The organism is Tunturiibacter gelidiferens (assembly GCF_013410115.1).
Classification (GTDB): domain Bacteria; phylum Acidobacteriota; class Terriglobia; order Terriglobales; family Acidobacteriaceae; genus Edaphobacter; species Edaphobacter gelidiferens.
Genome location: NZ_JACCCV010000001.1, coordinates 1,519,243 through 1,545,379 on the forward strand (window position 1 = coordinate 1,519,243; position 26,137 = coordinate 1,545,379).

The following is a 26,137-nucleotide window of genomic DNA, read 5'->3' on the forward strand; positions in this document are numbered from 1 at the left end:
TGCAGTTGTGAATGACGAAAACATGAACGAAACAATAAGTGACTTGAAGACTCCGAAGCATCGCGGCGTGTGGGCTTGGATTTTGGTCTCTGTGCTGATTGCGGTTGTTGTTCTCGTGGTGATCGGCGTGATTGTGGTGCATCGGGCCATGCCGATCTTGAAGGGGCGCGTGATCGAGACGCTGAGTACTCGCTTTGACAGCAGGGTGGAGATGGATGGGTTTTCTGTTTCAGTGCTGAAGGGGCTTGAGGTCTCTGGGGACGGGCTCCGGATCTACCCTGAGGACGAGGTGGTTGCGGCAGGGGCGACAGATCCTCTTATCGCGCTTGATCATTTTTCGTTTCATGCAAACCTGTCGGGTTTGTTTGTGAAGCCGATGCGCGTTCGGACGGTGCACGTTGCGGGCATGGCGATTCACATCCCGCCGCGGGAGATGCGGCAGCAGGCGCCGAAGGGACGGAGGCATCTGGGCAAGATCACGATTGTGGTGGATGAGATAGTGTTCGACGATTCGAAGCTGATCATCGGAACGATGAAGCCGGGCAAAGAGCCGAAGGACTTTGAGATGAGCCGCATCGTGATGCGGAATGTTGGGCCGGATGCGGCGTGGAGGTATGATGCAACGCTGGTCAATGCTATTCCGAAGGGCGATATCCATGCGACGGGAACGTTTGGGCCATGGAATAACGAGAGCCCCGGCGACTCGACTGTGACGGGAAGATACACGTTTGATCATGTGGACCTGAATACGATCAAAGGCATTGGCGGGATGCTGTCTTCAGTGGGTGAGTTTAGCGGGCAGTTGAACAAAATTATTGTGGATGGGACGACGGAGACGCCGAATTTTTCGCTCGATACGGCAGATCATCCTGTGCCTTTGCATACGAAGTTTCACGCGATTGTGGATGGGACCAGCGGCGATACGTATCTACAGCCGGTGGAGGCGCGGTTGGGTAGATCGGAGTTTACGTGCAGCGGAGCGGTTGTGAATGAAAGAGGCAAAGGGCACATGATTGACCTGGATGTGAACGTACACGCGGGAGAGATTCAGGACTTTCTGCGGCTTGCGGTGAAGACTACGCCGGCGGTGATGACGGGGCGACTGCAAATGAAGACAAAGCTGCATATTCGCCCGGGACCGGAGAGCGTGTCGAAGAAGATTGGATTGAAGGGCGGATTTTCGCTGCAGCAGATTCATTTCAGCAATACCGAGGTGGAGGATAAGGTGGATATGTTGAGCCTGCGGGCGCAGGGCGATCCGAAGGATGCGAAGCCTGGCGCGGCGGACGTGCACTCCGAGATGGTGGGAGAGTTTGTGATGGATGCCGGGCGGATCAGTTTTAGCAAACTGAACTACACCTTGCCGGGAGCCGATGTGATGCTCGCGGGGGAGTACACGCTGGATGGAGAGCGGTTCGAGTTTGAGGGAAAGATACGGACCAACGCCAAGGTGTCGCAGATGGTGGCTTCGAGGTGGAAGTCGATTTTGCTGAAGCCGGTTGATCCATTCTTCAAGAAGGATGGTGCAGGCGCGGTGATTCCGGTGAAGGTGAGTGGGACGAGGTCAGCACCGAAGTTCGGGCTGGACCTGCATCGGTAGGGTCATTTGCTGAGGGATTGTCTTCTTGAGTAGCGGGTTGCGCTTTCGAGGAGGATGAGGGCGAGTCCTATGAAGAGGATGATGCCTGAGAATGCAGAGGCTGCACCAAGGTGAGGCGAGACGATGCGCATGAGGAGGAGCCAGGAGAGGAGGGCGAGGGCGAAGCTGGCGTCGTCGACGAAGAGTCCGAAGATCTCGCGGAGGATAGTTTTGATCGAGTTTATGGCGGTCTCCTTATGTGGTGGATGGGACGGCTTGCGAGCGCCTGCGGCAGAGGGGCACCATTGCTAACGCGAGGACAAGGTAGGCGGCGATGAGAGCGAGGATGGACCAGTCGGCTGCAGGCCAGTGGAGGTTCATGCCTTCGCCGACCCAGAAGGTCCCGAAGGCGGAGAGCAGGACGCCGACGATGAACTTAAGGGTGTTCTCGGGGACTCGCGCGAGGGGTCGATGCAGGATGAGGCCGAGGGCGATGACGACAAGGAGTGCAGCCACGGCGCCGAGGCTGGCGGGTAGGAGCGTGCCGGCGCGGCCTGCACCGATGGCAATGACGATGAAGACGACCTCGGTGCCTTCGAGCATGGTGATGTTGAAGGCGGCGGCGAAGGCGATCTTGTCCCATGCGGCGGGGCGGTTGCCGTGCTGACGCATGGCCTCGGTGTTCTTCGAGAAGGCAGCAGCTTCGTCGTGAAGGGGAATGTGGCCGGCGGCTCTGAGGATGGCCTTGCGCAGCCAGCGCAGACCGAAGAGGAGTAAGAGGGTGCCGACAGTGAGTTGAAGGATGTGCAGAGGGATGTGGGTGAGGGCGGTCCCAAGCGCGGCGATGATGAGGAGAAGAACGGCGATTGCTGAGGCGCTGCCGATGAGAGCGGAGCGCCAGCCGCGGACGCTGCCTACGGCGAGGACGACGGTAAGGGCTTCGACACACTCGACGAGGGAGGCGAGGAAGGAAGCTGTGACCGCGGTGCCGATATGTGCCCAGCTTGTGCCCATGATTCTCCTTTTGGTGATGATAGTTGAAAGTGCTGTCCTGCCGGACGGCCCGCTGCGCGCGGCGCGGTCACTTCGTGACTCGTATACCTTGTCTCGGTGGGACTGGCGCAATTGTCCTCCCGTTGGTCGGAAGGGGTTCTCAGTGGATGGTCTTCATTGACGCTTAGCGAGCTACTGAATGGTCCGCTCGATTTTAGTGGATGGTCTTCATGCGGCGGGACATGAAGTCCATGAGAAGGTAGTTGCCGAGATTTTCCGGAGTGGTGAAGTAGGCCTTGCCGCGGCACATCGCGCTGACCTGCTGGACGAACTGCACGAGGGAGAAGTCGCTGGCGAGCATGAAGGTGTTGATCATGATGTTGGAGCGCTTGCAGCGGGCCACCTCTTCGAGGGTTTCGGAGATGACGAGCGGGTCGAGGCCGAAGGCGTTCTTGTAGATGCGGCCGTCGGGAAGGGTAAGGGCCGAGGGCTTGCCGTCGGTGATCATGACGATCTGCTTCATGTCTTTGTTCTGGCGGGCAAGGATGCGCTGGGCCATGCGAAGGCCCTCGCGGGTGTTGGTGTAGTGCGGGCCGACTTTGACGCGGGAGAGTTGTGAGACCGGGATCTCTTCGGCGGTGTCGTGGAAGAGGACGAGGTTGAGAGTGTCGCCGGGGAACTGAGTGCGGATGAGATGTGAGAGGGCCATGGCGACGCGCTTGGCGGGGGTGAAGCGGTCTTCGCCGTAGAGGATCATGGAGTGGGAGCAGTCGAGCAGGACGACGGTGGCGCAGGAGGACTGGTAGTCGGACTGGTGGACGTGGACGTCGGAGTGGTAGATGTTGAGTGGGGCGTGCTCTTCTCCCTCGATGGCAGTGGCTAGACCCTCGCGCGCGAAGACGCTGGAGAGGGTTGCGGTGATGTCGAGGTTGAGGGTGTCGCCGAACTCGTAGAGCTTGCTGCTGCCGTTGGTTTCGACACCGGCGGCTTCGTGGCGGGTGTCGTGGCGGCCCAGGTTGGATTTGCCGAGGGGGCCCAGGAGTTCGCGGAGGGCCTTGTAGCCGAGGAAGTCCATGCCCTTGTCGGTGACCTCGAAGCGCGCTTCGCCGTTGCCGTCGCCTTGCTCGCCCTGACCTTGTTCGGGCATCTCGGCGTTGATGAAGTTCTGCTCCTGCATCTTCTGGATGATCTGGTCGATGAGTTCTTCGACTTGATCTTCGGAGAGTGCTTCGTACTTTTCCTGCGCTTCGTCGTCGAAGAGCTCGCCTGAGTCGAGGGCCTGGCGGATGGCTTCGCGGAGGTTCTCCATGGTCTGGTCGCCGTCGAACTCCTGGAAGCGGGACATGGGGTCGTTGAAGCCGGAGTCGAGCAGGAAGTCGGATAGGGCCTGCATGAGGTCTTCGAGGCCGAAGGAGGAGGCGAGGTCGCCGGTGAACTTTGTGTATCGGACGCGCTTCATGGTGTGGACCTAGTGGACCCAGCGGGTGTTGACGACGGTGAGTTTCGGGCAGCCAGCCTTGGCTGCGAGCTGTTTGTCGGTGAGGATTGGCGCTTGCGACTGTTGTCTGATTTTGGATTGGAACGACTTGATGTCCTCGAAGCGGAAGACCTGACAGCCGCGTAGGAAGTCGACCACATCGCCGGTGGTGCGGTCGATGGAGTACATGCGGACGAGGTGGGCTTTTTTGTAGATGCCGATCGAGTCGAAGCCGTCGTCGGTGTCGGGATGCATTGGATCGAGCGTGTAATCCGGGTCGCCCAGGGGCCAGCCTTCGTCGTGGGCGAGGATGGTGGCGATGTTGTTGAGTTGATCGGCGGGGATGTGGGGGCGCGGCTTCTCCGGGGTGACGGCGAGGGCGAGGAGTGCGATGGTGGAGGTGAGGAGCATGGTTGTTTAGCGATTGGATCTGAATTGATCGAACGAAGAGACATTCATAAGCTTATAAGGCCATACCGAAACCCAACCAGACAACGAGCGCGAGACTTGATACGACCAATACTGCGATTCGGGAGAAACCTCTTCCAAAGAGACTAAGGATTATGGACAATAGTGCGACAGCCAGCCCAGCACGCAGCCATAGATCGTTTTCGGACATGTGATTCCAGAACCCTCCGATTACTTTGGCACGATGCATGTAGATAGCCCCAAGTGCCCATGAAAAAGCTGCGAGCACTACGCCGGCACGGAAAAACATAATACGGGTGGAGGACATCTAGGCTCCTTAGTTGAAGCCGCGGCGGGTGCGCTTCGCGTAGTCGTCGCGTTCGATCTCGCGTTCGCGCATCTTTTCGGCGTACTGCGAGGCCTGATCGTTACGGGATTTCTTTTCGGCGGCGCTGAAGGCACGCTCTTCGGTGCGACTGAGGCGCTTGTGGGCGTACATGCCTTCGAGGAGAAACTCAGCCGCGCTTACGGTGATCTCGGGTTTGGACTTGGAGTTGATCTCGAGCGGTGAGAGTTTTTCGATGAGGCCTTGAATCTGTTTGAGCTCTTCGAGAGAACCGCTGGAGGGCTGCTCGTCGTTGAGCTGGACGGTGCCGCCGAGGTTGAACCACTGCTCAATCTGTTGCGTGTTGGTGGTGGCGAAGTACTTGTCGAAGACGTTCGCTACACTCGTGCGGATGATCTCGCGGATGACGGTGTCGGCCCCGCGCATCTCACCTTCGTACTCGAGTTCGATCTTGCCGCTGATGCCGGGAAGCGCGGTGTAGATGTCGCCTACGCGGGGTACGGCTACGGCTTCGTCATGGAGCAGGGCGCGGCGTTCGGCGTTTGAGAGGACTAGTTCCATCGTGCTGATGGGGAGACGCTGGGAGACGCCGCTGCGCTTGTCGACCTTCTTGTCTTCGCGCGCGGTGAAGGCGATTTGCTCGACGATCTGGCGGATGTAGTGGGGGATTTCGATCCTGGAGGCGGGGCGTGTGGACCACGCTTCCTGCGCGGTGATGGCGATACCTTCTTCTACGTTTTCTGGGTAGTGAGTGCGAATCTCGCTGCCGATGCGGTCTTTGAGTGGAGTGACGATCTTGCCGCGGGCGGTGTAGTCCTCGGGGTTGGCGGAGAAGACGATGGCTACGTCGAGGGGCAGGCGGACCGGGTAGCCTTTAATCTGCACGTCGCCCTCCTGCATGATGTTGAAGAGAGCTACTTGAATTTTGCCGGCGAGGTCGGGGATTTCGTTGATGGCGAAGATGCCCCGGTTGGCGCGGGGAAGCAGACCGTAGTGCATGGTGAGTTCGCTGCCGAGGTCCTGGTTACTGCGGGCGGCTTTGATGGGGTCGATGTCGCCGACGAGATCGGCTACGGTGACGTCTGGGGTGGCGAGCTTTTCTACGAAGCGGTCGTCGGGAGTCATCCAGGCGATTGGGGTCTCGTCGCCCATCTTTGCGATGAGGTCGCGGCTGAATTTCGAGATGGGGGCGTAGGGGTTGTCGCGGATCTCGGAGCCGGCGATGTAGGGGCAGTGCGGGTCGAGCAGAGTGGTGAGGGAACGCAGGATGCGGGATTTCGCCTGGCCACGAAGGCCGAGGAGGATGAAGTTATGTTTTGAGAGGACGGCGTTGACGATCTGGGGGACGACGGTGTCCTCGTAGCCGACGATGCCCGGGAAGAGCGGAGCTTTATTGCCTTCCTTCGATTGGGCGGAGGCGCGAAGTTTGGCGATCAGATTTTCGCGGAGCTCGTCTTTTACGCTGCGAGCAAGCCGGACTGGAGTGAATTCGCTGGCGCGAAGAGAGCCTAGGGTGGTCGGGAGTGTGGTCGCCATGTCTAAGTATAGATGTTTGGCGGCGACGAAGGGTTCGGATGTCGGCCCCTTGTAGGCGGATGTGAAACAAATGCGGATAATTTTCAGTGTTCGTTGCGGACGTGTTTGTAAACGGTTCTATGAGGTGAGATCGTCGCGGAGGGATTCCATTTCGGCAAGGGCGTGCGGGTTGTTGGTGCGGTTCGCGGTAGCGATGCCGTGGTGGAGGCGGTCGAGGGCTTCTTGGGTGCGGCCTAGTTTGGCCAGTGTCTGTGCGGACATCTGGTAGGCGGGGACGTAGTCGGGGCTGTGGTGGATGAGCGCGCTGAATTCGGCGAGGGCGGTGTCGGTGTTGCCCTGGCTAATGTGCTCCATGGCGAGGCCGTAGCGGGCGAAGGCGTTGGTCGGGTCGGCGGTGAGGATTTCGGTGAGAGCAGCGATCTTGTCCATGAATCGATGGTGCGTTGTTCGGGGTGGGATTGGCAAGTCTCGTATGCGCAGGATTTTTGAGGGCGAACTGGCGTCGCTGCGGTGCTCTAGGTGATTGCGTGCGGCACGCGACTTTGTGGCGATTTAGACTTGTAGGAATGAGCGATTTGGTTTTGGAACGGACGGTGGCTGAGTCGCAGTCGGAGCGAAGCGAGATTGTCTTGCCTGCGGACTCGAATGCGTTGGGAAGCCTGTTTGGCGGGAGGTTGATGCAGTATATCGACCTGGTGGGAGCGATGGCTGCTTCTCGGCATGCGCGTGCGTTTACAGTGACGGCGAGCATGGATCATCTGGATTTTGTGGCTCCAGTGCGGGTGGGGGAGTTGCTGATTTTGAAGGCGAGCGTGAACCGCGCGTTTCGGACTTCGATGGAGATTGGTGTACGGGTGATGGTGGAGGATGTGCGGGAGCAGAGATTGCGCCATGTTTCTTCGGCTTATCTCACGTTTGTGGCCGTGGATCGCGAGGGGAATCGGTTGGTCGTGCCGCAGGTGGTGCCGGAGACGGAGCATCAGAAGCGCAGGTTTGAAGATGCGGGGCGGCGGCGCGAGATGCGGGCTGGAGAGACGCAGAGGAAGAAGGAGATGCGAGCGGCGCTGGGGGCCGGCTGGCATGTGTGAGGCTCGTGCCGATGCGGTGAAGCAGATTCCTTCCCCCTTCGGCTTCGCTCAGGGTGCGGAATGACAATAAATAAGACGTTCGATTTCAGGAGATGAATATGGGACACACAGGAGCAGGAGTACCGCAGGGGCCGCAGCCGTTGCCGGGAGTGGCGCATGTAGTGGCGATTGGGAGCGGTAAGGGTGGGGTGGGGAAGACGACCGTTGCGGTGAATCTGGCGGTTTCGCTGGGGAAGCTGGGATATCGGGTTGGGCTGATCGATGCGGACATCTATGGGCCGAATGTGCCGATGATGCTGGGTGTGACGCGGCAGCCGAATATTGTTGGGGAGAACCGGATCGAGCCGATTCTGTCGCATGGGGTGAAGTTTATTTCGGTGGGGCTGATCTCGCCGGGGGACAAACCCATGGTGATGCGGGGGCCGATGCTGCACCAGATCATCCGGCAGTTTTTGCAGCAGGTGGAGTGGGGGGAGCTGGATTTTCTGATTGTTGATCTGCCTCCGGGGACTGGCGACGTGGTGATTTCGCTGGTGCAGACGGTGCCTTTGACCGGGGCCGTCGTGGTTTCGACGGGTTCAGGCGTGGCGTTGCAGGATGCGCGGAAGGCGTTGGAGATGTTTCACCAGGTGAAGGTGGAGGTGATTGGCCTAGTGGAGAATATGTCGCAGATGACGCTACCCGATGGGCAGGTGATCGACGTGTTTGGTGCGGGCGGAACGGAGCGGACAGCGGCGCAGTTTGGGCTGGAGTTTCTTGGGGCCGTGGAGCTTGATCCTCAGATTCGGGAGGGTGGAGATAAGGGGCTGCCCGTGGCGCTGGCGGGACCTGAATCGAAGCTGGCGAAGGACTTCTATCTGATCGCGGCTAAGGTTGCGGAGAGAGCTAAGGCGATTGCTTCGAAGACGGAGGATGTGCTGGAGATTTCGTAAGTGCTTGTCCTGCCGGACGGGCCCGCTGCGCGCGGTGCGGTCACTTCGTAACGTGTGTACCGCTTCGCGTGGCGCTCCCGTTGGTCGCGAGGGAAGATGATTCCGACCAACGGGAGGACCGATGCAGATCATCTTGCCGAGACCGGTATACGCGTCACGAAGTGACCGCCCTCCGCGCAGGAGGCCCGTCCGGCAGGACATGGGTTTGCGTGCTTGACGGGTGGCGTAAAGTTAAGGGTGGAGGAGCGAATGGCGGATGCGGAGCGGGTGACGGCGCGGCAGAGAGCTATTCTGACCGCCATTATTGAGAGCTACATCGAGACGGGCGAGCCGGTGGGTTCGGGAACTATTGCGCGGCTGCAAAGCGGTGAGAGCGTGGGGCTTAGCCCGGCTACGGTGCGGAACGAGATGGCGGAGTTGGCCGATGCGGGGCTGCTGGAGCAGCCGCATACTTCGGCGGGGCGGGTGCCTACGGCTCGGGCGTTTCGGATGTTTGTGGAGCAGTTGAGTGGCGGGGTGAATCCGAGAATCGATGCGGCGCGGTTGTCAGCGCGGTCACGGTCGCAGATCGACCTGAGTTTTGTTGGAGTTGCGGGGACGCAGGCGGTGTTGGAACGGACTTCGCATGTGCTGGCTACGTTGTCGAGCGGTGTGGGCGTGGCGATTGCCGCGGCGGCGGATGGGGACATGCTGGAGCATGTTCATTTTTCGCGGCTGGCTCCGGCGCGGGTGCTCGCGGTGGTGGTGACGCGCAGCGGGCTGGTGCGGGACCGGGTATTGGCGCTTGATAAAGACTTGACGGTGAGGGAGTTAGAGGTTGCGGCGAATTTCTTGAATGAGAACTTTCGTGGGTGGAGCGTGGAGCGGGTACGGGCGGAGATTGCCCGGCTGGTGGAGCGGGAGAAGAGTGAATATCAGAGGTTGCTGAATTCGGTGCAGCAGCTTTGGGTGAAGGCGGTGCCGGAGATGGATGTACCGATGCAGACGGTTTATGTGGATGGAGTGGCGAATCTCGTTGGTTCTCAAGAGGATAGGGAGAGGCTGCGGGAGGTGTTGACGGCGCTTGAGGCGAAGCAGCGGTTGGTGGAGCTCTTGAATGCTTATATCGATGCGCGGCAGGAGAGCGTGAGGGTGGTGTTTGATCTGGAGGAGCAAGCGCCTGAGATGGCTGGACTTGTGCTGATTGCCGCGCCAGCGCGGATGGGCGGAGAGAGTCGCGGGACGGTGGGAGTGATTGGGCCGAAACGGATGCACTACGAGAACACGATGAATGCGGTGAGCTATATTGCGCAGGTTTTTGACCGGATGCTGCATCCGGAGGAGTGATTTTTTTCTGGCGGGGCGCGGCGTGGTTTTGCTGGGGTTTTTGAGAAAATAGCGTGTTTGGACGTGGTGAATTTGTGGTGTGAGTGTGGTGTTTTGCGTGGTGGATGTGGTGTTTTGGACGTCACTTTTTGGGTCACGAAAAAAGTGCCAGGTTTTTGAGATTTATTTTTAGCGAGTTGTGAATGGGGTGGGTTTTGAAAAGGTTTGAGGTGGGGACGTTCGGAGTTGGAACGGCTGGCGGAGGATTTTCGCGATGAACGCCAAGGAGCAGTTCGCGCGATGGGCCCGGATGGGCAACAATAGAAGAGGTACTACGATGAGGAGTTCTAAAAAGATGCAGGATGAGATGAACGGGCAAGGAGTTGTTGACCCGGAGGTGGCTGTGGGTTCTGACGTTGAGCCGATAAATGAGATGAGCCCCGCACAGGCGGAGTTGGAGCAGGTGAAGGGCGAGCGGGACCAGTTGCTGGACCGTCTGGCTCGGCTGCAGGCCGAGTTCGATAATGCACGGAAGCGTGAGGCGAAGGAGCGGGCCGATTCGCGGGACTATACGATCTCGAATACGGTTGAGCCGTTTCTGGGCGTGATGGATAACTTTCAGCTGGCGCTGAAGGCGAATGGTACGGCCGAGCAGCTGCGGGGTGGCGTGGAGCTGATTCTGAAGCAGATGGAAGATGCGCTGAAGGGATTGAATGTTCAGGCTGTCGAGACGATTGGGACGCAGTTCGATCCTCGAATCCATGAGGCTTTGGGAAGCATCGAAACCAAGGAGTTCCCGGACCACCAGGTGCTGGAGGAGATTCGGCGGGGTTACAAGATCCGCGAGAAGCTGTTGCGGCCGGCGCTGGTTAGGATTGCAGCGAATCCGAATCAGGTTGTGGATTAGTGGCTCGACCAATGCAAATGCAACAGCAAAAATGCGGGGGTTTCTCCACTGCGCGGACCACGATGAGACTGCGGTCCGCTTCGGTCGAAATGACGGTTTGTTGAGTGGGCGATGAAAAGCAGATTCCTGCGGGATGACAAGCAAAAGAGCAACGGCAACGACAAATGCAAAAGCAACAGCAATGCGGGGGTTTCTCCACTACGCGGACCACGATAAGACTGTGGTCCACTACGGTCGAAATGACGGTTTTATTGAGTGGGGTGATGAAAAGCAGATCCCTGCGGGATGACAGGCAAAAGAACAATGGCAAGGATAGCGACTGCAACGACAGAGTGATTGGTACGAATTTTGTAGCTGCATAGAATGGAAGAGAGATTTTCAGGGATATGGCGACGGCAAACGTGACGAAGGTTGACTACTACGAAGTATTGAGTGTTTCGCGGGATGCGAGCGACCAGGAGTTGAAGACTGCGTATCGCAAGCTTGCCATGCAGTATCACCCGGACCGGAACCCGAACGATCCGTCTGCGGAGGAGAAGTTCAAGGAGTGCGGCGAGGCCTACTCGGTGCTGAGCGATCCGGATAAGCGCGCGGCTTATGACCGGTATGGGCATGCGGCGTTTCAGAACGGTGGTGGTGCCGGTGGTCCATTTGGTGGCGGGTTCAGCGGCAATGCGCAGGACCTGGGGGATATCTTCGGCGATCTGTTCGGCGAGATGTTCAACATGGGCGGCAATGGCCGTCAGCAGGCCTCAAGGGTGCAGCGTGGGCGCGACCTGCGGTACGACATGAAGCTCGAGTTCGAAGAGGCGGTGTTCGGCAAGGAGAAGGAGATTACGATTCGGCGGATGGAGACCTGCTTCGACTGCAAGGGCTCGGGCGCGTCGAAGGGCAAGGCTCCGGTGACTTGTACGCAGTGCGGCGGGCGCGGGCAGCAGAGGTTCCAGCAAGGATTCTTTTCGGTGGCGCGGACCTGCTCGGTGTGCGGAGGGACGGGGACGCTGATCGTTGACCCGTGCCAAACGTGCAAGGGTGAGACGCGGGTACAGCGCGAGCACACGATTATGGTGAAGGTGCCGGCGGGTGTGGAGCAGGATACGCGGATTCGCTACTCGGGCGAGGGCGAGGCGGGCAAATATGCAGGGCCTGCCGGTGACCTGTATGTTGTGCTGAGTGTGAAGGCGCACAAGTTCTTTGAGCGCGACGGTGACGATCTGCATTGCGTGATGCCGATCTCGTTTCCGCAGGCGGCGCTGGGGACGGAGCTGGAGATCCAGACGCTGGAGGGTGCGGCGACGATCAAGGTTCCCGAAGGAACGCAGAATGGGAAGGCGTTCAAGCTGAAGGGCAAGGGCGTACCGCATCTGAACTCGCATGGGAAGGGTGATTTGATCGTCGAGATTCGGGTGCAGACTCCGGGCAAGCTGAGCAAGCAGCAGCGGGAGTTGTTGAAGCAGTTGAGCGAGACGATGGTGGTGGAGAATACACCGACGTCGCGTGGGCTGTTTGATAAGGTGAAGGATATGTTCAGCTAGGTAGTCGGTGATCTGTTCTCTGCTGTTAGTTGTTGGGATGGAATGGAAAGAGGACGGATCGCTTGCGCGACTGCGCATCTTACGACGAAGAGACCGTCGCCCCGCCAAGTATCGAGGGCAAGAACAAATGCAAATGCGGGGGTCTCTCCACTGCGCACCTCACGATGAGACTGTGAGGTGCTTCGGTCGAGATGACGATTCGGTGGGGACTTCTAAATAAGGCTGGCTTGCTGATGTCGCCTGGCTTGCTGATGTCGCTGACTTGCCGAAACGGGGGATGGAATGTTCCTGGCTATTGGACATGCGTTGATGATGTCGTTGACGATGGCCTGGGAGATTCTGTGGGCGTTGATTCTTGGATTTCTGCTGTCGGCAGTGGTGCAGGCGGTGGTTTCGAAGGAGGAGATGTCGCGGCTGCTGCCGGACGACAGGCCGCGCACGATTGTGAAGGCGTGCGGGTTGGGGGCGGCGAGTTCTTCGTGCTCGTATGCGGCGGTGGCGCTGGCGAGGTCGATGTTCCGGAAGGGTGCGAACTTTACTTCTTCGATGGCCTTCCAGTTCGCTTCGACGAACCTGGTGATGGAGTTGGGAATTCTGTTGGCGGTGTTGATGGGCTGGAGGTTTACGCTGGCGGAGTTTGTGGGCGGACCGCTGATGATCTGGGTGCTGGTGCTGCTGTTTCGGATGTTGCTGCGGCCTGAGTGGGTGGAGGCGGCGCGGCGGCAGGCGGAGCTGGGGATTCAAGGTCGCATGGAAGGGCATGCGGCGATGGATATGAGTCTGCATGAGGGGTCGCTGTGGGAGCGGGCTGCGTCGGAGAAGGGGCGAACGGCGATCAGCCACTTTTTCGTGATGGACTGGGCGTCGCTGTGGCTGGATATTGCGGGAGGTCTGCTGATTTCCGGAGCGCTGGCGGCGTGGGTGCCGAAGCAGTTCTGGCAGGCGTTTTTCTTCGCGGGGCATCCGGTGTTGGCGAAGCTGTGGGGGCCGCTGGTGGGGCCGGCGGTGGCGGTGATCTCGTTTGTATGCTCGGTGGGCAATGTACCGCTGGCGGCGGTGCTGTGGAACGGCGGGATCAGCTTTGGTGGCGTGATTGCGTTTCTGTTTGCCGATCTGATTATTCTTCCGATCCTGAATATCTATCGCAAGTACTACGGGTGGAAGATGAGCGCGTTTCTATTTGTCACGTTTTACGTGGCGATGGCGGCTGCAGCTTTCGTGGTGGAGCTTTTGTTTGGGGCGCTGCACCTGATTCCGCAGCAGAGGGATGCGAGGGTGATGGAGGAGGCGATCTCGTGGAACTATACGACGTGGTTGAACATCGGATTTCTGGTAGTGGCGGGAGTGTTGGTGGTTAGATTTTTGAGGACAGGCGGGCCAGCGATGCTGCGAATGATGGGGAAGCCGCAGAAGGCGGGTGGGGATCACTCCCATTCTCATACTGCGGCGACTATGGATGACCACGGATAAGGGCGTGCGAGACTCTTCTTATCCGCCTACCTTGGACCTGCTCTAGAACCTGTCGTTTCGGCGATCTTGCTGGCTATAGATACCGCCTCACTCGATTGGAGTATTCGGAGTATTGTTGGCCGTAGTGACTTCTCAGGTATTGCTCTTCACGTGATACCTGGCGGTGGAATAGCCAGATGGCGGCGAGCAGATAGACCAGGAGAATCCAGTTTGAGAAGAGCAGGAATTGGCCCAGCAGGACCGAGGCAAAGGCCACGTAGATTGGGTTGCGGCTAAAGGCAAAGATGCCGGTGGTTACGAGTTTGTCCGGGTAGGCCTGGTCAATGCCAACGCGGAAGCTCTTCCCGAAGGAGATGAGACTCAGGAGTAGCAGGAGCAGACCCGCTAAACAGAGTAGGACTCCGATCAAGGAGGCTATTCGGGAGTGAAAGAGTTCTTGCCTGCTTACGGTTGGAAGATTGAATGCTGCGGCAAAGACGAGGTAGAAGTAGAAGAAGGCGAACGGCGGAATCAGGAAGTCTTTTTTGTCGATTTTGCCGAAGTTCATCGCCTGGATTCCTTTGCTTCTCATCAGCAGGACGCGGCTGCCTACCAGGCCAAGCAACAGCACAATGGTCAGAGGTCCGAAGTACTTTTGCATGGAGGCCGTCCGTTCAGATGAGATGGGTGGAGGCGATGGCGATGGCGGCGATGGCGGCGGTTTCGGCGCGGAGGATGCGGGGGCCTAGGGTGACGGGCTGCCATTGATGGGTGGTGAAGAGGCTCATCTCTTCGGGGGTCCAGCCGCCTTCGGGGCCGATGGCGAGGGCCGTGTCGGTCTCTCGTGAGGGGGTTGTCGCTTTGAGTGCGGCGGTTAGGGTGAGGGTTTGTTCGGTTTCGCTTAGAAGGATGCGGGTGGGGGAGTTCTCGTTTTCGAGGGCGGATTTCAGGGGAGTGGGGTCGGCGATCTCGGGGATGGTGGTGCGGCGGGATTGTTTGGAGGCTTCGAGGGTTATGCGGCGCCAGCGTTCGGCGCGTTTGAGGGCTGATTGGGCTAGGTGCTTTTCGGTGCGGCGGGCGAGGATGGGCGTGATCTTCGCGATGCCCAGTTCGGTGGCTTTTTCGATGGCCCACTCCATGTGGTCGAACTTGAAGACGGCGAGGAGGAGATGGAGGGGGAGGGCGGCGTCGGAGGAGAGCTCTTCGTGGAGGGTGAAGAGGACTTCGTTGTCGGAGACGGTGAGGATCTCGGCGCGGTGGAGGAAGCCGTTGGAGACGATGTCGTAGATCTGGCCGGGTTCGGCGCGGAGAACGCGGGCGAGGTGGGCGGCCTGGTCGCCGGTGAGAGATGCGGTGGTGGCGGTCCAGGCGTCGGCGATCCAGCGGCGGCGGGTCATGGAGTTAGTTTATGGGTTGGTGGGTGGATTCTCACGGAGGGTTTGGGCGCTTCGGGCGAAATGCGGGGGTCCCTCCACTGCGCTGCGCTCCGGTCGGGATGACGGGATTTGTGGTGCGTCCTAAAAGCAAGTCGTCGATTTGTGGGTGCGTCCTAAAAGCCAGTTGAGTCGGGTGGGTGCGTCCTAAAAGTTTATGGGCTGGTTCTCAAAGGTCAGTTAAGTCAGTTGGCGAGTTTGGAGGCGGGGGCGGGGATGGATTCGCTGGCGCGGCTGATCATCACCCCTTGTTGACCCTGGTGGTAGAGGTCGACGTTGAGAATGGCGGTGCGGCGGTGGTCCCATACGGCCTGGGTGACGGGGAAGTGGAGGAGGATCATGCCTTCGGCGGATTGGCCGGGGCTGATCATGGTCTCGCGGAGGAGGGGCTCGGAGGCGAGGGGCTTGAGGGCGGGGAAGGTGGTGTAGAGGTTGGCGAAGTCGTCTTTTTCGACGGCGCTGGTGGTGATCTCCTGACCGTCGCCGGTGGTGAGGGTGGCGGTGAAGTCTTTGAGGAAGAGGGGGAGGCGGAGGCCGTCGGTGATGCGGAGGGTGGTGAGGACGTAGAGGTCGTCCTGGCCCTGATCGTGGCCGACGAGGATGGATTCGCCTTTGAAGACGGTGTGGGCGGGGTAGATGGCGGTGTGGAGGATGTCGAGGTCGGCAGTTCTGCGCGGGGTGAAGCGCATGACCAGGGCGAGGGTGATGCCAAGGATCAGAAATGCCAGGAGGACCGGTGCCAGCAGGTTGCTTCGAGCGGGTTGGGCAAACTTGAGGTCGGACACTGGGATGAGAATAGCAAGGCTGGTTGGTTTTCAGAAGATTAAAAAAACTGAAATTTAACTTAATCGATTGCCCACAGGGGTTTGTAAGCCCTGATGGAGGTGAGAATGCGGGTTCTGAGGCTACTGGAGTTGGAGGCGGTCAGGGTCGGCCTTTTTGGACGGCGTACTCCTCGAGGAGAACGGTGATGAGGGCGGCGGTGGGGACTGAGACGAGTGCGCCGACGATGCCAGCCAGGGCTGTGCCCAGAAGCAGGGCTACGAGGACGGTGAGGCCCATGAGGTTGACGCTGGAACGCATGATGCGCGGGGTGAGGACGGCGTTTTCGATGTTGATGTAGATGGCGTAGAAGATGAGGACGCTGGCCATCTTGGTCCAGGAGTCGAGCGCGGCGACCCCGGCGGCGACGACGATGGTGATGACTCCGCCGGCGATGGGGATGATGTTGAAGAGGCCCATGAGGAAGCCGAGGAGGAGGAAGTATCGGACGTGAAGGAGGCCGAAGACGATTGTGCTGGAGACTCCGAGGATGAGCATGAGGAGTCCCTGGCCGAGGAGCCACTTGCTGATCTTGCGCTCGGCTTTTTTGAGGGTGTTGTTGAGGCGGTGGCGTTCGGCGTCGGGGAAGAGGGAGAGGAAGAAGTGATAGGCGTGCTCGCCTTCGAGCATGAAGTAGATGCAGAGGAAGGCGGCGGTGAGGATATCGAAGAGGTGGGAGAGCCAGAGGGGGAGCGAGGTGACGAGATAGGAGGCGGTGGCGTCGAAGGCTCCGGCGGCGCGCTGGGCGATGGAGTCGATGCCTAACTTATCGGCGAAGGGAATTCTTTTGACACGGGCGACGACTTCGGGGATGCGCTGGGGGAGTTCGGCGGAGAAGTTACGAAGGTCGCTGAGGACAGGCGGGAGGCCGGTGGTGAAGAAGACGGCGAGGACGAGTGCCACGGCAGCGATGAGAAGGACGATGGCGACGCCGCGGGAGGGCTGGTAGTTGCGGATCTTCAACTGCCGGATGCGCGTGACCGCGGGCATGAGGACGACGGCAAAGAGACCGCTGACATAGATGATCAGCAGCTCTTTCTGAAGGGTCCAGGCGAGGGCGAGCAGGAGGATGACGGCGAAGAAGAAGAGGATGTTGCCGCGTACCTGGGCGCGGGTTTTTTTCTCGTAGGGGGTGAGGTCGTCGGGTGTGGGGTTGGTCAGCCGGGTTCTCCTGTGGGTGCTGACGTTGAGATGCAGATAGTGTGCGCTTTCACTGCTCACGTGCGGGAGTGCGGAGTTTGAGTCTGGGTTTGGGGGGGAGAAGCGGCGACTAGAGCCTCTTTTCAGCTAAAGCGCGGAGGAGGGCTTCGACGGTTTGGGTGGGGGTCTGGTCGGTGGTGGCGATGGTGAGGCCGGCCATGCGGCGGTAGAGGGGGTGGCGGCGCTCGAAGCGGAGTTGGGCGGCGGCGGGGTCTTCGAGGACTGGCCGCGCGATGTCCTGCAGCATGCAGCGGTCGAAGAGGGTGGGGAAGGGTGCGTCGAGGAAGATGGTGAAGGTGGCGGGGGTCTGCTCGAGGAGGAGGCGGTTGGTGAGGTCTTCGGGGGTTCCGCCGCCGAGGGCGAGGACGATGTTGCTGTAACCGAGGGCGGAGGCGAGGGCGGTGGATTCGAGGCGGCGGAAGCGGGCTTCGCCGTGCTGCTCGAAGAGCTGGGGGATGGTGGCGTTGGTGCGGGACTCGAGGTGGGCGTCGAGATCGAGGAAGTTCCAGCCGATGCGGGCGGCGAGGAGGCGTCCGATGGTGGATTTGCCTGCTCCCATGAAGCCGGTGAGGACGAGACGTTTGAGGTGGGCTGGGGCTTCGGTCATGGTTTCGGTTTGGGGCTTGGATTCTGTTTTGGTTTGGGTTTCGGGTTCGGTGGACGTCATTGCCTCTCCTTAGTGTGCCTGTCAACGTGTGCAGAAGACGAAAGAGCCGCAACCTGGTGTGGGTTGCGGCTCGGGAAGGTCGAAGACTCTGAAGTTTTTTAGGTGTTTTCAGAGATGCATGCGAGGACTCCACTGGCCGCTGGATGGCGCCAATAGGAGCAGGTAAAAAAGGCGAACTGGAAGCGGCTCGACATGCTGGTTGGAGGATACACCGGAGGTTTGGGGGATTGCAAGGGGTTGAAGCGTTCGGTTAGTGGATCAGTTTGAAATCATTCCTTGTGGAAGACCATGAGGACCACAAACGCAACAAAAATCAAAATCGAGATTGGTATGGCTGACCACCACTTATTACCTTGCCTTGAGGCCATCCAGCCAAATAATGCCGCGAACACGGCGAATATCCATCCAAATGGAAGATTGCCAATCATGAATGGCGACACGATAAATACACCGAGGAGGAGGATTGCAGCTATCCCAAGTTTTGTTGGGCGTCTCATTCCAGTCATACTCTCATGCGGTTAGACCTTCTACAAGATCGTCGACCATCTACATGTGACAACAGAAGGACAGGCAACAGCAAAGACAGAATGCGGGGGTCTCTCCACTTCGCGACGGACGATGAGACTGTCCGTCGCTTCGGTCGAGATGACGATTTCTGGGGTGTTCTTGGATGTTGAGGGTGTTGAGGCTGTCTTGGGTGTTCGGGGAGTCGTTCGAGGTGTTGTGGGATTGCTGGGGGCTGGGAGTGTTCTTAGGGTGTTATGGAGTTGGTTCGGTGGAGGGTGCGATGGGTTTGCCCCATTCTTCGCTCAGATCTTTCCAGGTCGGATTTTGCGCGACAATCAGCCGGATCTTTTTGATGCGAGACCAGCGTTTGAGCTGTTTCTCCCTTGCAATGGCGGTGCTGATTTCGGTGTAGCGCTCGAAGTAGACGAGTTTTTCGATCTTGTACTTCGAGGTAAAACTGCCTTCGTATCTCCCTGCTTGGTGTTGGCTGGTGCGGAGTTGGATTTTGGTCGTGACGCCTATGTAGAGTTTTTGAAAGGTGCTGGAGAGGATGTATACGTAGGCTTGCTCGACCATAGCTGGATTATTGCAGGGGGCGGTGGAGAACAGGCAACAGCAAGAGCGAAATGCGGGGGGTTTTGACGGATACCGCGACATGAATCGGTTCGCTGCAACTGAGAGCTGTGGCCGCAATCCACTTCGCGACGCACGATGAGACTGTCCGTCGCTTCGGTCGAGATGACAAAGTTTTTGGAGGCGGTGGATTCCGAAGACAGCGTTGGACGCACGTCGGAGTGGAAACGGCGGGTGAGGGTTACTCGTAGCGTAAGGCTTCCATCGGTTCTATCTGGGTAGCGCGGCGGGCAGGGATGCCACTGGCGATGAGGACGACTGATGCGAGGATGGCGACAGCGATGAGGAGGGGACCGGCGCTTTGGTCGGTTGATGTGGCCCAGTGGGCCAGACTTTTTTGCAGGAGGATGGAGAGTAAGACTCCGAGGGCGACGCCCATGCCGACGCTGGTGGTTGCCGAGCGCACGACCAGCTCGAGAACGCTGCTGCGGGGCGCGCCCAGGGCCATGCGAATGCCGAACTCGTTGGTGCGTTGCGAGACGGTGTAGGAGACCACGCTGTAGAGACCGACGGCCGCGAGGAGGAGAGCGAGAATGGCGAATCCGGCGAATAGCCAGGAGAGGAGCTGACCCTGGGCGTACTCGGGTTGGGTGCTGATCCAGTGGTCGAGGTCTCTGACCTGTGCGCCTATCTGTTGATCGTGATCGATGGAGGCTATCTGCTGGGCGATGGTGTGGAGCATGGCGGTGGGGGAGCCATCTGTCCGGACGAGGAATTGGGTGTATTGCCACATGGCGAGGGGATAGGGGACGAAGGCCTCCGGTACCACTGGATTCTTCAAGCCATCGTCGAGCTTGTCTTCGATGACGCCTATGATTTGAAGCCAGTCTCCTGCGTGGGGCTGAGTGGTCACGTAGGGCGGTGCGTTTTTGAGAGCCACCATCTGGATGGAGTGGCCGATGGCATCGCCGTTGGGGAAGTACTTGTGGGCGAGGGTCTGGTTGATGATTGCGACGGTGTTGGCGTTGTGGTTCTCGGCTTCGGTCCAGAGCCGGCCCTGGAGGAGGGAGATTTTGAGCAGCGGGAAGTAGCCTTCACCTACAAAGTTGAGCCTGGCAGTGCGGTCCTGGGAGGAGGGCTGGCCTAAGAGTTCGATTGGCGTGTTGAGGCCGTTGTTCGGGGGCGTGGCGTTGGCAGAGATGGCGACCATGTTAACGCCCGGGATCTCGGCGACTTTGTTGCGAAGCAGTTCCACGTAGGCGAGGCGGGCGGTGAGGGTCGAGTAGGCGGACTCGCGCAGTGGAATGCCGATCGACATGGTGTGATGCGGGTCGTATCCGAGGCGGGTGTGGGCGAGTTTGAGAAAGCTTTGAACGGCTGCTCCGGCGGCGGACAAGAGCAGAAGGGTAAGAGCGATCTGACCTGCGATGAGCGCGTTGTGGAGCGTTCGGCCGCTGACGGTGCCGGCGACTTTGCGTGTGCCGGTCTGCATGGCCTCGCGAACATCGGGCCGGGAAAGACGCAGGGCGGGCCACAGGCCAAAGAGGATGCCAGTGAGCAGCGCAACGGTGACCGAGAAGCACAAGACGGGGAGGTTGATGGCGAAGGCGGCCTCGTGGGGGAAGGAGTACTCGGGAAGCAGCGCGACGATGCCTGCCAGGAGTTTGTAAGCGAGAAGCACACCGAGGGCGGCGCCGGTGATTGAGAGGAGCAAGGCTTCGGTAAGGAGTTGGCGGACGATGCGGACCCGAGAGGCACCGATGGCGGCGCGGACGGCAAACTCATGCTCGCGTGCGACCCCGCGGGCGAGAAGAAGGATCGACACGTTGCCGCAACCGATGGCGAGGAGCAGGAGCACGGCACCGAAGAGGAGCGCGAGGGAGGGGCCGATCGCTTTCATGAACTGATCGTTGAGGCCGATGACGGTAAGAGGGCCCGGGTTGACGGGAAAGTTACGTGGCGTTTCCTTTTCGAACTGGGTGATAAGGCCTTGCATCTGCTGTTCGGCGAGGTGGTGGCTGACTCCGGGTTTGAGGCGGGCCTCGACTTCGTTGGAGTCGGTGCCTGGAACTATCTTCATGGGGAGATAGACATCGGCGTCGCTCCAGGTAAATCTCTTTGCGGTAACGCCGACTACGCTGTAGGGCTGGTGATCCAGTTGAATGATCTTGCCGATGATGGTGGGGTCGCCGTTGAAGCGGCGCTGCCAGAACTTGTAGCTGAGCACGACGACGGGTTGCGGATCGTGGCCGTCGATTGCGTCGGAGGGGAGAAGTTCCCGGCCGAGCAGAGCGGGCACGCCGAAGAAGTTGAAGGAGTTGGCGCTCATCTGGCTGCCCTGAACGTCTTCGGGCAGGTCGCTTCCGGTGATGGTCATGCGTTTGAAGCTTAGGAGGATCGTGTCTTCGATCGCAGGAACCTGGCGGAGTTGTTGCCACTGGGTGGAGGTCAACTGGACGGGGTAGTAACCGCCGGCCGTGGCGCCGCCGAGGGCGAAGTGCACCATGCGGTCGGGTGCGGCGTAGGGGTAGGGGTTCATCACGACTCCCCAGACGACGCTAAAGACGGCGGAGGTGGCTGCGATTCCGCAGGCGAGAGAGAGGATGGCGGTGGCTGCGAAGCCGGGGCTCTTCAGGAGCTGGCGTAGGGCATAGCGCAGGTCTTGGACGAGAGATCTCATGCAGACTCCAGCGGAGCAGCGATTGAACTTATCGGTGTTGGAGCATGCGAATGCCCAAATCGGGGAGTTCTATTCGAGTCAACTATATGGGTGTTTTGTTGGTTTTGGGGGTTTGCGGTGCGTGATTTGTTCGGGGACGATGTCCGTAAATGGACGAGCGCGTCCACGGATGTACAGGGTAGCCGGGTGGGCGTGAGGGCTCAGGCTTTTATCGAAGGGGCGAGGTAGCCTTCGGTGGCGAGGTGTTGGCCCATTCTGGCGTACATTTCGGGGTCTTCGGGTTGCCAGGTGGCTAGTCCGTCGACGTAGCGGTTGAACATGCAGAAGGCTGCGGCGATGAGGACGGTGTCGTGGATTTCGAGGTCGGTTGCGCCTTGCTCGCGGGCGTTTGCTACGTCCTCGGAGGTGACGTGCTTGCCTCCTTGTTGGACCTTGCCTGCGATTGTCAGGAGGGTTTTTAGCTTTTCTGAGACGGGGGCTTGTTCGTAGTTTTGTCTTACCTGTTCGGTTAGCCCCCAATCGTTGTTGAGGTGCGCGGCGGCTGCTGAGGCGTGACTGGTCTGGCAGAAGTAGCAGTCGTTCTGGCTGGAGACGTAGGTTGCGATGAGTTCGCGCTCGCCGGGGGTGAGCGTGCTGGGCTCGTGGAGGAGGACGTGGGCGAGTTCGCGCATGGGCTTGGCGGTTTCGGGGCGATAGACGAATCCGCTGCTGATTCCGGCGAAGCCTTCGGGCAGTTTGATGTGGGGCATGGGGTCTCCTTAGCGTGCGGCTTCGGCGGGTAGATATTCCTTGCTGACGTTGACGTATCCTTCGCGTGCGATCCACTTGCCGCGTTCGCGATACATGGCTTCGTCGCGTGGCTGGATGGTGGCGAGGCCATCGACGTAGCGGTTGAACATGCAAAAGGCGGCTGCGATGAGGACGGTGTCGTGGATCTCGATGTCGGTTGCGCCCTGGGTGCGGGCGGCGGCTACGTCTTCGGTGGTGACGTGCTTGCCGCCGCGCTGTACTTTGCCTGCGATGACGAGGAGAGCTTTTAGCTTTTCGGAGATGGCGGCGTTGTGGAAGTCGTGCTTTACCTGTTTGACGAGGGCTTCGTCGCCGTTGAGGCTTGCGGCAGCTACGGCTCCGTGGATGGTTTGACAGTAGTAGCAGTCGTTTTCGGAGGAGACGTAGGTTGCGATGAGTTCGCGTTCGCCGGGAGTGAGGGAGTTGGGGCCGTTCAGGAGGACTTCTACGAGATCGTTGAGCGGCCGCGCGGTTGCGGGGCGGAAGGCCATTGCGCCGCGGATGCCGGGGAGACCTTCGGGGAGTTGGATGTGTGCCATAAGAGTGATCCTTTCAGGATGGAATTTGTTCGGGAAGTGGATTGGTGGTGAGGGTTGGATTTGCGAAGAAGAGACGGCGGACGGGGTCGCCGCAGAGCACGATGACTAAACCTATGAGCGCGGGGATGGGATCGTGCATGAGGATCATGAGGTTGATGATGGTGCAGCCGAGGAGGAAGACGATGGGTGCGGCGGGGAACCACCATCGGCGTACGGGTTGCGGCATGCGGAAGAGGGTAGTGACGGAGAGCGCGAGGAAGCAGACCGCGGAGAAGATGATGAAGGAGAGGATGCGGGTGAAGGCTCCGAAGCTGAGGACGAGGAGAGCCAGGGATGTTTGCAGGAGGACGGCGTTGGCGGGAGTTCCGAAGCGTGGGTGGAGCCTGCCGAATGGGGCGAAGAAGGCTCCGTCTTTTGCCATGGCGTAGTAGACGCGCGGGGCTGCCATGGTGAGGGCCATGAGCCCTCCGAGGACAGAGAGCAGGACGCAGGCGGAGAGGACTTTGCCTCCGATGGTGCCGAAGAGGGCTTCGCCGAATTGGGCTACGAAGGCGGTGTTGGAGACGATCTTTTCGAGTGGGACGACCATCAGGAACGAAGAGCTGACGAGGAGATAGACAGCTGTGACTAGAAGTACGCCCCCTGTGAAGGCGAGTGGCATATTGCGGCGCGGGTTGCGGACTTCGCCGGCGATCTTGCCTGCCTCCCACCATCCGCCAAAGCTGAAGAAGGCGCTTACAGTGGCTCCGGCGATGGCGGCGAAGAGGGGTTCGGAGCCAGGGCGGCGGGCAGTCAGGGGCAAGAGATTTGTTGCAGTGGCGTGGCCGGAGATCCATGCCCAGAGGACGAGGCATAGGAGGACGGCGATCTTGAGGAGGTTGGCGGTGGTCATTACGCGGCGGCTGAGGCGAGTGCCTATGTAGTTGAGGATTGCTAGGCCGATGAGGATTAGCGCGGGGATGATGATTTGCGCGCGTGGTGGAAGGCCGAAGAGGGAAAGGACATATGGGGCTGCGCCTACGGCGAGCGCGGCGGCGAGGCCGGGGTCCATGACTGCGGCGGACATCCAGCCGTAGAGAAATGCGAGGCGGGTGCCGTAGCCCTGGCGGAGGTAGACATACTCGCCGCCGGTGAGGGGATAGTTGATGGCGAGTTCGGAGTAGCAGAGCGCTCCGCATAGAGTGATGAGGCCCATGCCGCACCAGACGGAAGCGAGCAGGAGTGGGGAGCCTAGCGATCTTGCCATTGCGGCGGGGGTGAGGAAGATGCCGAGCGCGATCGATTCGCCCGTGACTACGGAGAGGGCGGCGGCTAAACCCATCTGTCGGCGTTGTTCCATCAGGGAGCCATGCTACGCGTCCGAGGAGGAATCGCCCATCCATCAAAGGGTGGAGATGAGTCGTCGCATTTAGTTGCCAGATGATCGAAGCGCGGTTGCGAGGACGGAGATGCCGCGATTCTGTCGCAAGATCGAAAAGTGACTATTCGACAGTTTGATTGTGGACCTTTCCGATGATCCGTAGTTCTTCTAGTCTGAAGATGGAGGAAATAACGATGAAAGCAAGAGTGGAACCTCACAAGGCATCTCCCGCGGCGTATCGGGCAATGATGGGGCTGGAGACGTTTGTCAGTAAGTCGTCAAAGCTGGAGCCGTCGTTGCTGGAACTGGTGAAGATGCGGGCTTCGCAGATTAATGGGTGTGCATATTGTTTGGATATGCACTCGAAAGATGCGCGTGCAAAGGGGGAGAGCGAACAGCGGCTCTATGCTTTGAACGCCTGGCGGGAGACGCCGTTCTTTACGGATCGGGAGCAGGCTGCGTTGGCGTGGACCGAGGCGGTGACTCTGGTGAGTGCGGACCATGTTCCGGATGCCGTGTATGAGCATGCGAAGCAGCACTTTTCGGAGGAGGAGCTGGTGAACCTGACGACGGCTGTGATCGCGATCAATGGATGGAACAGGATTGCGATCTCGTTTCGGATGGTGCCGGGTGAGTACCAGCCGGCGGTGCTCAAGGCGGAAAAATAAGTGAAGAAGTCTTCGGGTGCTTGGCGAGGGCGCAACTGGAAGTGGATTGTCGACCTCGCTGGCTGGGGTGATTTGTTGACCGAGTTTTAATTGCGCTTTGGAACTTCGATTGGCTGGTGGACGTATCCGGGGGCATGAGTTTACTTGTGCGCTCAGTTCTGCTTTGTGCCGCGATGGGAGCCTGCTGGTACAAGTATGGGTATGGGCAGGATGGTGTGCCGACTCAGGCGGATGCTCAATCGACGATTCGAGTCTCGGCGAAGTTCGTAATGCTTGACGCTGAGGTTGAGAACAAGAAGACAGGCAAATTGATCGGGACGTTGAAGTCTGATGACTTTGTGTTGTCGGAAGATGGAGTTCCGCAGCACATCACTTACTTCAGCCACGATCAACTGCCTCTGTCGGTGATCTTTCTGTTCGATCTGACTCAGTCGGTGCGTCCGGCTCTCGCATCGCTGGGCGGAGGCGCGAGGGAGGTGCTGGGTCATCTCAAACCGCAGGATGAGGTGGCTGTGATGGTCTTCTCTTCGCATACGGAGCTGCTGCAGAGTTTCACTACTGACCGTTCGCTTGCCGCTGATGCTATTGGAAGAGCCTCGAATATGAAGACTGGCGAAGGGACGTTTATTCACGAAAGTATGTATGAAGCTGTGGACCAGGCGATGAAGTCGACTGCTCCGGGCAGCCGGAAGGTGTTGGTGTGGCTCACGGACGGAACTGCGAACTTTGAAAATTCGCATACGCGAAAGACTATGGGGAGGGAGGCTCCGGCGTATCTGCATACGAAGGAAGAGGCGACGGCGAGCCTGCTGCGGTCGGGGGTAGTGGTCTCGGCGCTCATCGACCGCACCGCGGAGACGGATGCTGTGATGGTCGCCGCAGATGTTAATCCGTTTGCGATGTTCTTTGGCGCACGCATGGGGGATATCCGTAAGTATGCGGATCTGACGGGTGGGCCGGTTCTGAACACGAGCAAGAAGGAGGTTGCGGATCGGCTCGCCGAGTTGATCGATCAGCTTCGCGGACGGTATACGGTTGGGTACAAGCCGACGAATGCGAAGCCGGAGGGAACGTTCTGCAAACTGGAGCTTCGGCTCAAGCCGGAGGCTTATGAAGGTCTTTTGGATAGGCAGGACGTTGTTGTGCGCACGAGGAACGGCTACTTTCGATAGCTTAGTAGCAGTTTGTATTGATGTGGAGGGTTAGAGGCAGAGACCAAATACGGGGATCCTTCCCCTTCGGCTACGCTCAGGGTCAGGATGACGGCACGTGTAGGATGATGCGCCCCTTTTGCACTGATCGGCCCATCCCGGTGAGTCGGGATGGGCCGATGTGGTCAAGATG

Annotated in this window: 26 protein-coding genes; 9 read left to right on the plus strand and 17 right to left on the minus strand. The window is 59.4% G+C overall.

The window, feature by feature from the left end:
* Window positions 1–22: 22 nt before the first annotated feature.
* Window positions 23–1,600 carry an AsmA family protein gene (locus HDF12_RS06335; RefSeq protein ID WP_179581720.1) on the plus strand — a complete coding sequence of 526 codons (1,578 nt, stop codon included), beginning with the start codon at window positions 23–25 and terminating at the stop codon, window positions 1,598–1,600.
* Between the two features lie 2 nt (window positions 1,601–1,602).
* On the opposite strand, the gene HDF12_RS22230 is transcribed toward HDF12_RS06335, so the two are convergent.
* From HDF12_RS22230 to HDF12_RS06360, 6 genes are all read right to left on the minus strand, one after another.
* Window positions 1,603–1,731: a hypothetical protein gene (locus HDF12_RS22230; protein WP_257025382.1), complete on the minus strand. Its 129-nt coding sequence runs from the start codon at window positions 1,729–1,731 to the stop codon at window positions 1,603–1,605.
* 103 nt (window positions 1,732–1,834) lie between these two features.
* Window positions 1,835–2,593 (minus strand): COG4280 domain-containing protein, encoded by a 759-nt coding sequence (locus HDF12_RS06340; protein ID WP_179581721.1) that lies wholly within the window; start codon window positions 2,591–2,593, stop codon window positions 1,835–1,837.
* 193 nt (window positions 2,594–2,786) lie between these two features.
* Entirely contained in the window at window positions 2,787–4,031 is a 1,245-nt protein-coding gene (locus HDF12_RS06345) for a vWA domain-containing protein (protein ID WP_179581722.1), read from the minus strand.
* 9 nt (window positions 4,032–4,040) lie between these two features.
* Window positions 4,041–4,460 (minus strand): hypothetical protein, encoded by a 420-nt coding sequence (locus tag HDF12_RS06350; protein WP_179581723.1) that lies wholly within the window; start codon window positions 4,458–4,460, stop codon window positions 4,041–4,043.
* Window positions 4,461–4,794: 334 nt separating this feature from the next.
* Window positions 4,795–6,339, minus strand: coding sequence for a sigma 54-interacting transcriptional regulator (locus HDF12_RS06355; RefSeq protein ID WP_179581724.1), 1,545 nt, complete (start codon window positions 6,337–6,339; stop codon window positions 4,795–4,797).
* Window positions 6,340–6,456: 117 nt separating this feature from the next.
* A complete protein-coding gene (locus HDF12_RS06360; protein WP_179581725.1) occupies window positions 6,457–6,768 on the minus strand; it encodes a tetratricopeptide repeat protein in 312 nt (103 codons plus the stop codon).
* A 137-nt stretch (window positions 6,769–6,905) separates the two neighbouring features.
* Here HDF12_RS06360 and HDF12_RS06365 point away from each other — a divergent pair, with 137 nt between their 5' ends.
* From HDF12_RS06365 to HDF12_RS06390, 6 genes are all read left to right on the plus strand, one after another.
* Window positions 6,906–7,427, plus strand: a complete 522-nt coding sequence (locus HDF12_RS06365; RefSeq protein ID WP_179581726.1) for an acyl-CoA thioesterase — start codon at window positions 6,906–6,908, stop codon at window positions 7,425–7,427.
* A 98-nt stretch (window positions 7,428–7,525) separates the two neighbouring features.
* Window positions 7,526–8,359 carry an Mrp/NBP35 family ATP-binding protein gene (locus HDF12_RS06370; RefSeq protein ID WP_179581727.1) on the plus strand — a complete coding sequence of 278 codons (834 nt, stop codon included), beginning with the start codon at window positions 7,526–7,528 and terminating at the stop codon, window positions 8,357–8,359.
* A gap of 249 nt (window positions 8,360–8,608) precedes the next feature.
* Entirely contained in the window at window positions 8,609–9,685 is a 1,077-nt protein-coding gene (gene hrcA, locus HDF12_RS06375) for a heat-inducible transcriptional repressor HrcA (protein WP_179581728.1), read from the plus strand.
* 316 nt (window positions 9,686–10,001) lie between these two features.
* Complete coding sequence (locus tag HDF12_RS06380; protein WP_179581729.1) at window positions 10,002–10,571, plus strand: nucleotide exchange factor GrpE; 570 nt, start codon at window positions 10,002–10,004, stop codon at window positions 10,569–10,571.
* 386 nt (window positions 10,572–10,957) lie between these two features.
* Complete coding sequence (gene dnaJ / locus HDF12_RS06385) at window positions 10,958–12,106, plus strand: molecular chaperone DnaJ (RefSeq protein ID WP_179581730.1); 1,149 nt, start codon at window positions 10,958–10,960, stop codon at window positions 12,104–12,106.
* Window positions 12,107–12,388: 282 nt separating this feature from the next.
* The gene (locus HDF12_RS06390) at window positions 12,389–13,576 is read left to right on the plus strand and encodes a permease (RefSeq protein ID WP_179581731.1); all 1,188 of its coding nucleotides are present in this window, start codon (window positions 12,389–12,391) and stop codon (window positions 13,574–13,576) included.
* A gap of 73 nt (window positions 13,577–13,649) precedes the next feature.
* Here the strand turns inward: HDF12_RS06390 and HDF12_RS06395 are convergent, their stop codons facing one another.
* From HDF12_RS06395 to HDF12_RS06445, 11 genes are all read right to left on the minus strand, one after another.
* The gene (locus HDF12_RS06395; protein WP_179581732.1) at window positions 13,650–14,216 is read right to left on the minus strand and encodes a methyltransferase family protein; all 567 of its coding nucleotides are present in this window, start codon (window positions 14,214–14,216) and stop codon (window positions 13,650–13,652) included.
* A gap of 13 nt (window positions 14,217–14,229) precedes the next feature.
* Entirely contained in the window at window positions 14,230–14,952 is a 723-nt protein-coding gene (locus HDF12_RS06400) for an RsmE family RNA methyltransferase (protein WP_179581733.1), read from the minus strand.
* A gap of 221 nt (window positions 14,953–15,173) precedes the next feature.
* Window positions 15,174–15,773: a hypothetical protein gene (locus tag HDF12_RS06405; RefSeq protein WP_179581734.1), complete on the minus strand. Its 600-nt coding sequence runs from the start codon at window positions 15,771–15,773 to the stop codon at window positions 15,174–15,176.
* A 139-nt stretch (window positions 15,774–15,912) separates the two neighbouring features.
* Window positions 15,913–17,031 (minus strand): AI-2E family transporter, encoded by a 1,119-nt coding sequence (locus HDF12_RS06410; RefSeq protein WP_373563853.1) that lies wholly within the window; start codon window positions 17,029–17,031, stop codon window positions 15,913–15,915.
* A gap of 49 nt (window positions 17,032–17,080) precedes the next feature.
* On the minus strand, window positions 17,081–17,677 hold the full coding sequence (locus tag HDF12_RS06415) for a shikimate kinase (RefSeq protein WP_179581735.1): 597 nt from the start codon (window positions 17,675–17,677) through the stop codon (window positions 17,081–17,083).
* A 269-nt stretch (window positions 17,678–17,946) separates the two neighbouring features.
* On the minus strand, window positions 17,947–18,183 hold the full coding sequence (locus tag HDF12_RS06420; RefSeq protein WP_179581736.1) for a hypothetical protein: 237 nt from the start codon (window positions 18,181–18,183) through the stop codon (window positions 17,947–17,949).
* Between the two features lie 253 nt (window positions 18,184–18,436).
* Entirely contained in the window at window positions 18,437–18,760 is a 324-nt protein-coding gene (locus HDF12_RS06425) for a GIY-YIG nuclease family protein (RefSeq protein ID WP_179581737.1), read from the minus strand.
* A 238-nt stretch (window positions 18,761–18,998) separates the two neighbouring features.
* A complete protein-coding gene (locus HDF12_RS06430) occupies window positions 18,999–21,437 on the minus strand; it encodes an ABC transporter permease (protein ID WP_179581738.1) in 2,439 nt (812 codons plus the stop codon).
* A 200-nt stretch (window positions 21,438–21,637) separates the two neighbouring features.
* Window positions 21,638–22,186, minus strand: coding sequence for a carboxymuconolactone decarboxylase family protein (locus tag HDF12_RS06435; protein WP_179581739.1), 549 nt, complete (start codon window positions 22,184–22,186; stop codon window positions 21,638–21,640).
* Window positions 22,187–22,195: 9 nt separating this feature from the next.
* Entirely contained in the window at window positions 22,196–22,765 is a 570-nt protein-coding gene (locus HDF12_RS06440) for a carboxymuconolactone decarboxylase family protein (protein ID WP_179581740.1), read from the minus strand.
* A gap of 13 nt (window positions 22,766–22,778) precedes the next feature.
* Window positions 22,779–24,104: an APC family permease gene (locus HDF12_RS06445; protein ID WP_179581741.1), complete on the minus strand. Its 1,326-nt coding sequence runs from the start codon at window positions 24,102–24,104 to the stop codon at window positions 22,779–22,781.
* Between the two features lie 215 nt (window positions 24,105–24,319).
* Between HDF12_RS06445 and HDF12_RS06450 the strand changes: the two genes are divergently transcribed.
* Together HDF12_RS06450 and HDF12_RS06455 are read left to right on the plus strand one after the other, a co-directional pair.
* On the plus strand, window positions 24,320–24,793 hold the full coding sequence (locus tag HDF12_RS06450) for a carboxymuconolactone decarboxylase family protein (protein WP_179581742.1): 474 nt from the start codon (window positions 24,320–24,322) through the stop codon (window positions 24,791–24,793).
* Window positions 24,794–24,939: 146 nt separating this feature from the next.
* Entirely contained in the window at window positions 24,940–25,965 is a 1,026-nt protein-coding gene (locus HDF12_RS06455) for a VWA domain-containing protein (RefSeq protein WP_179581743.1), read from the plus strand.
* Window positions 25,966–26,137: the final 172 nt, after the last annotated feature.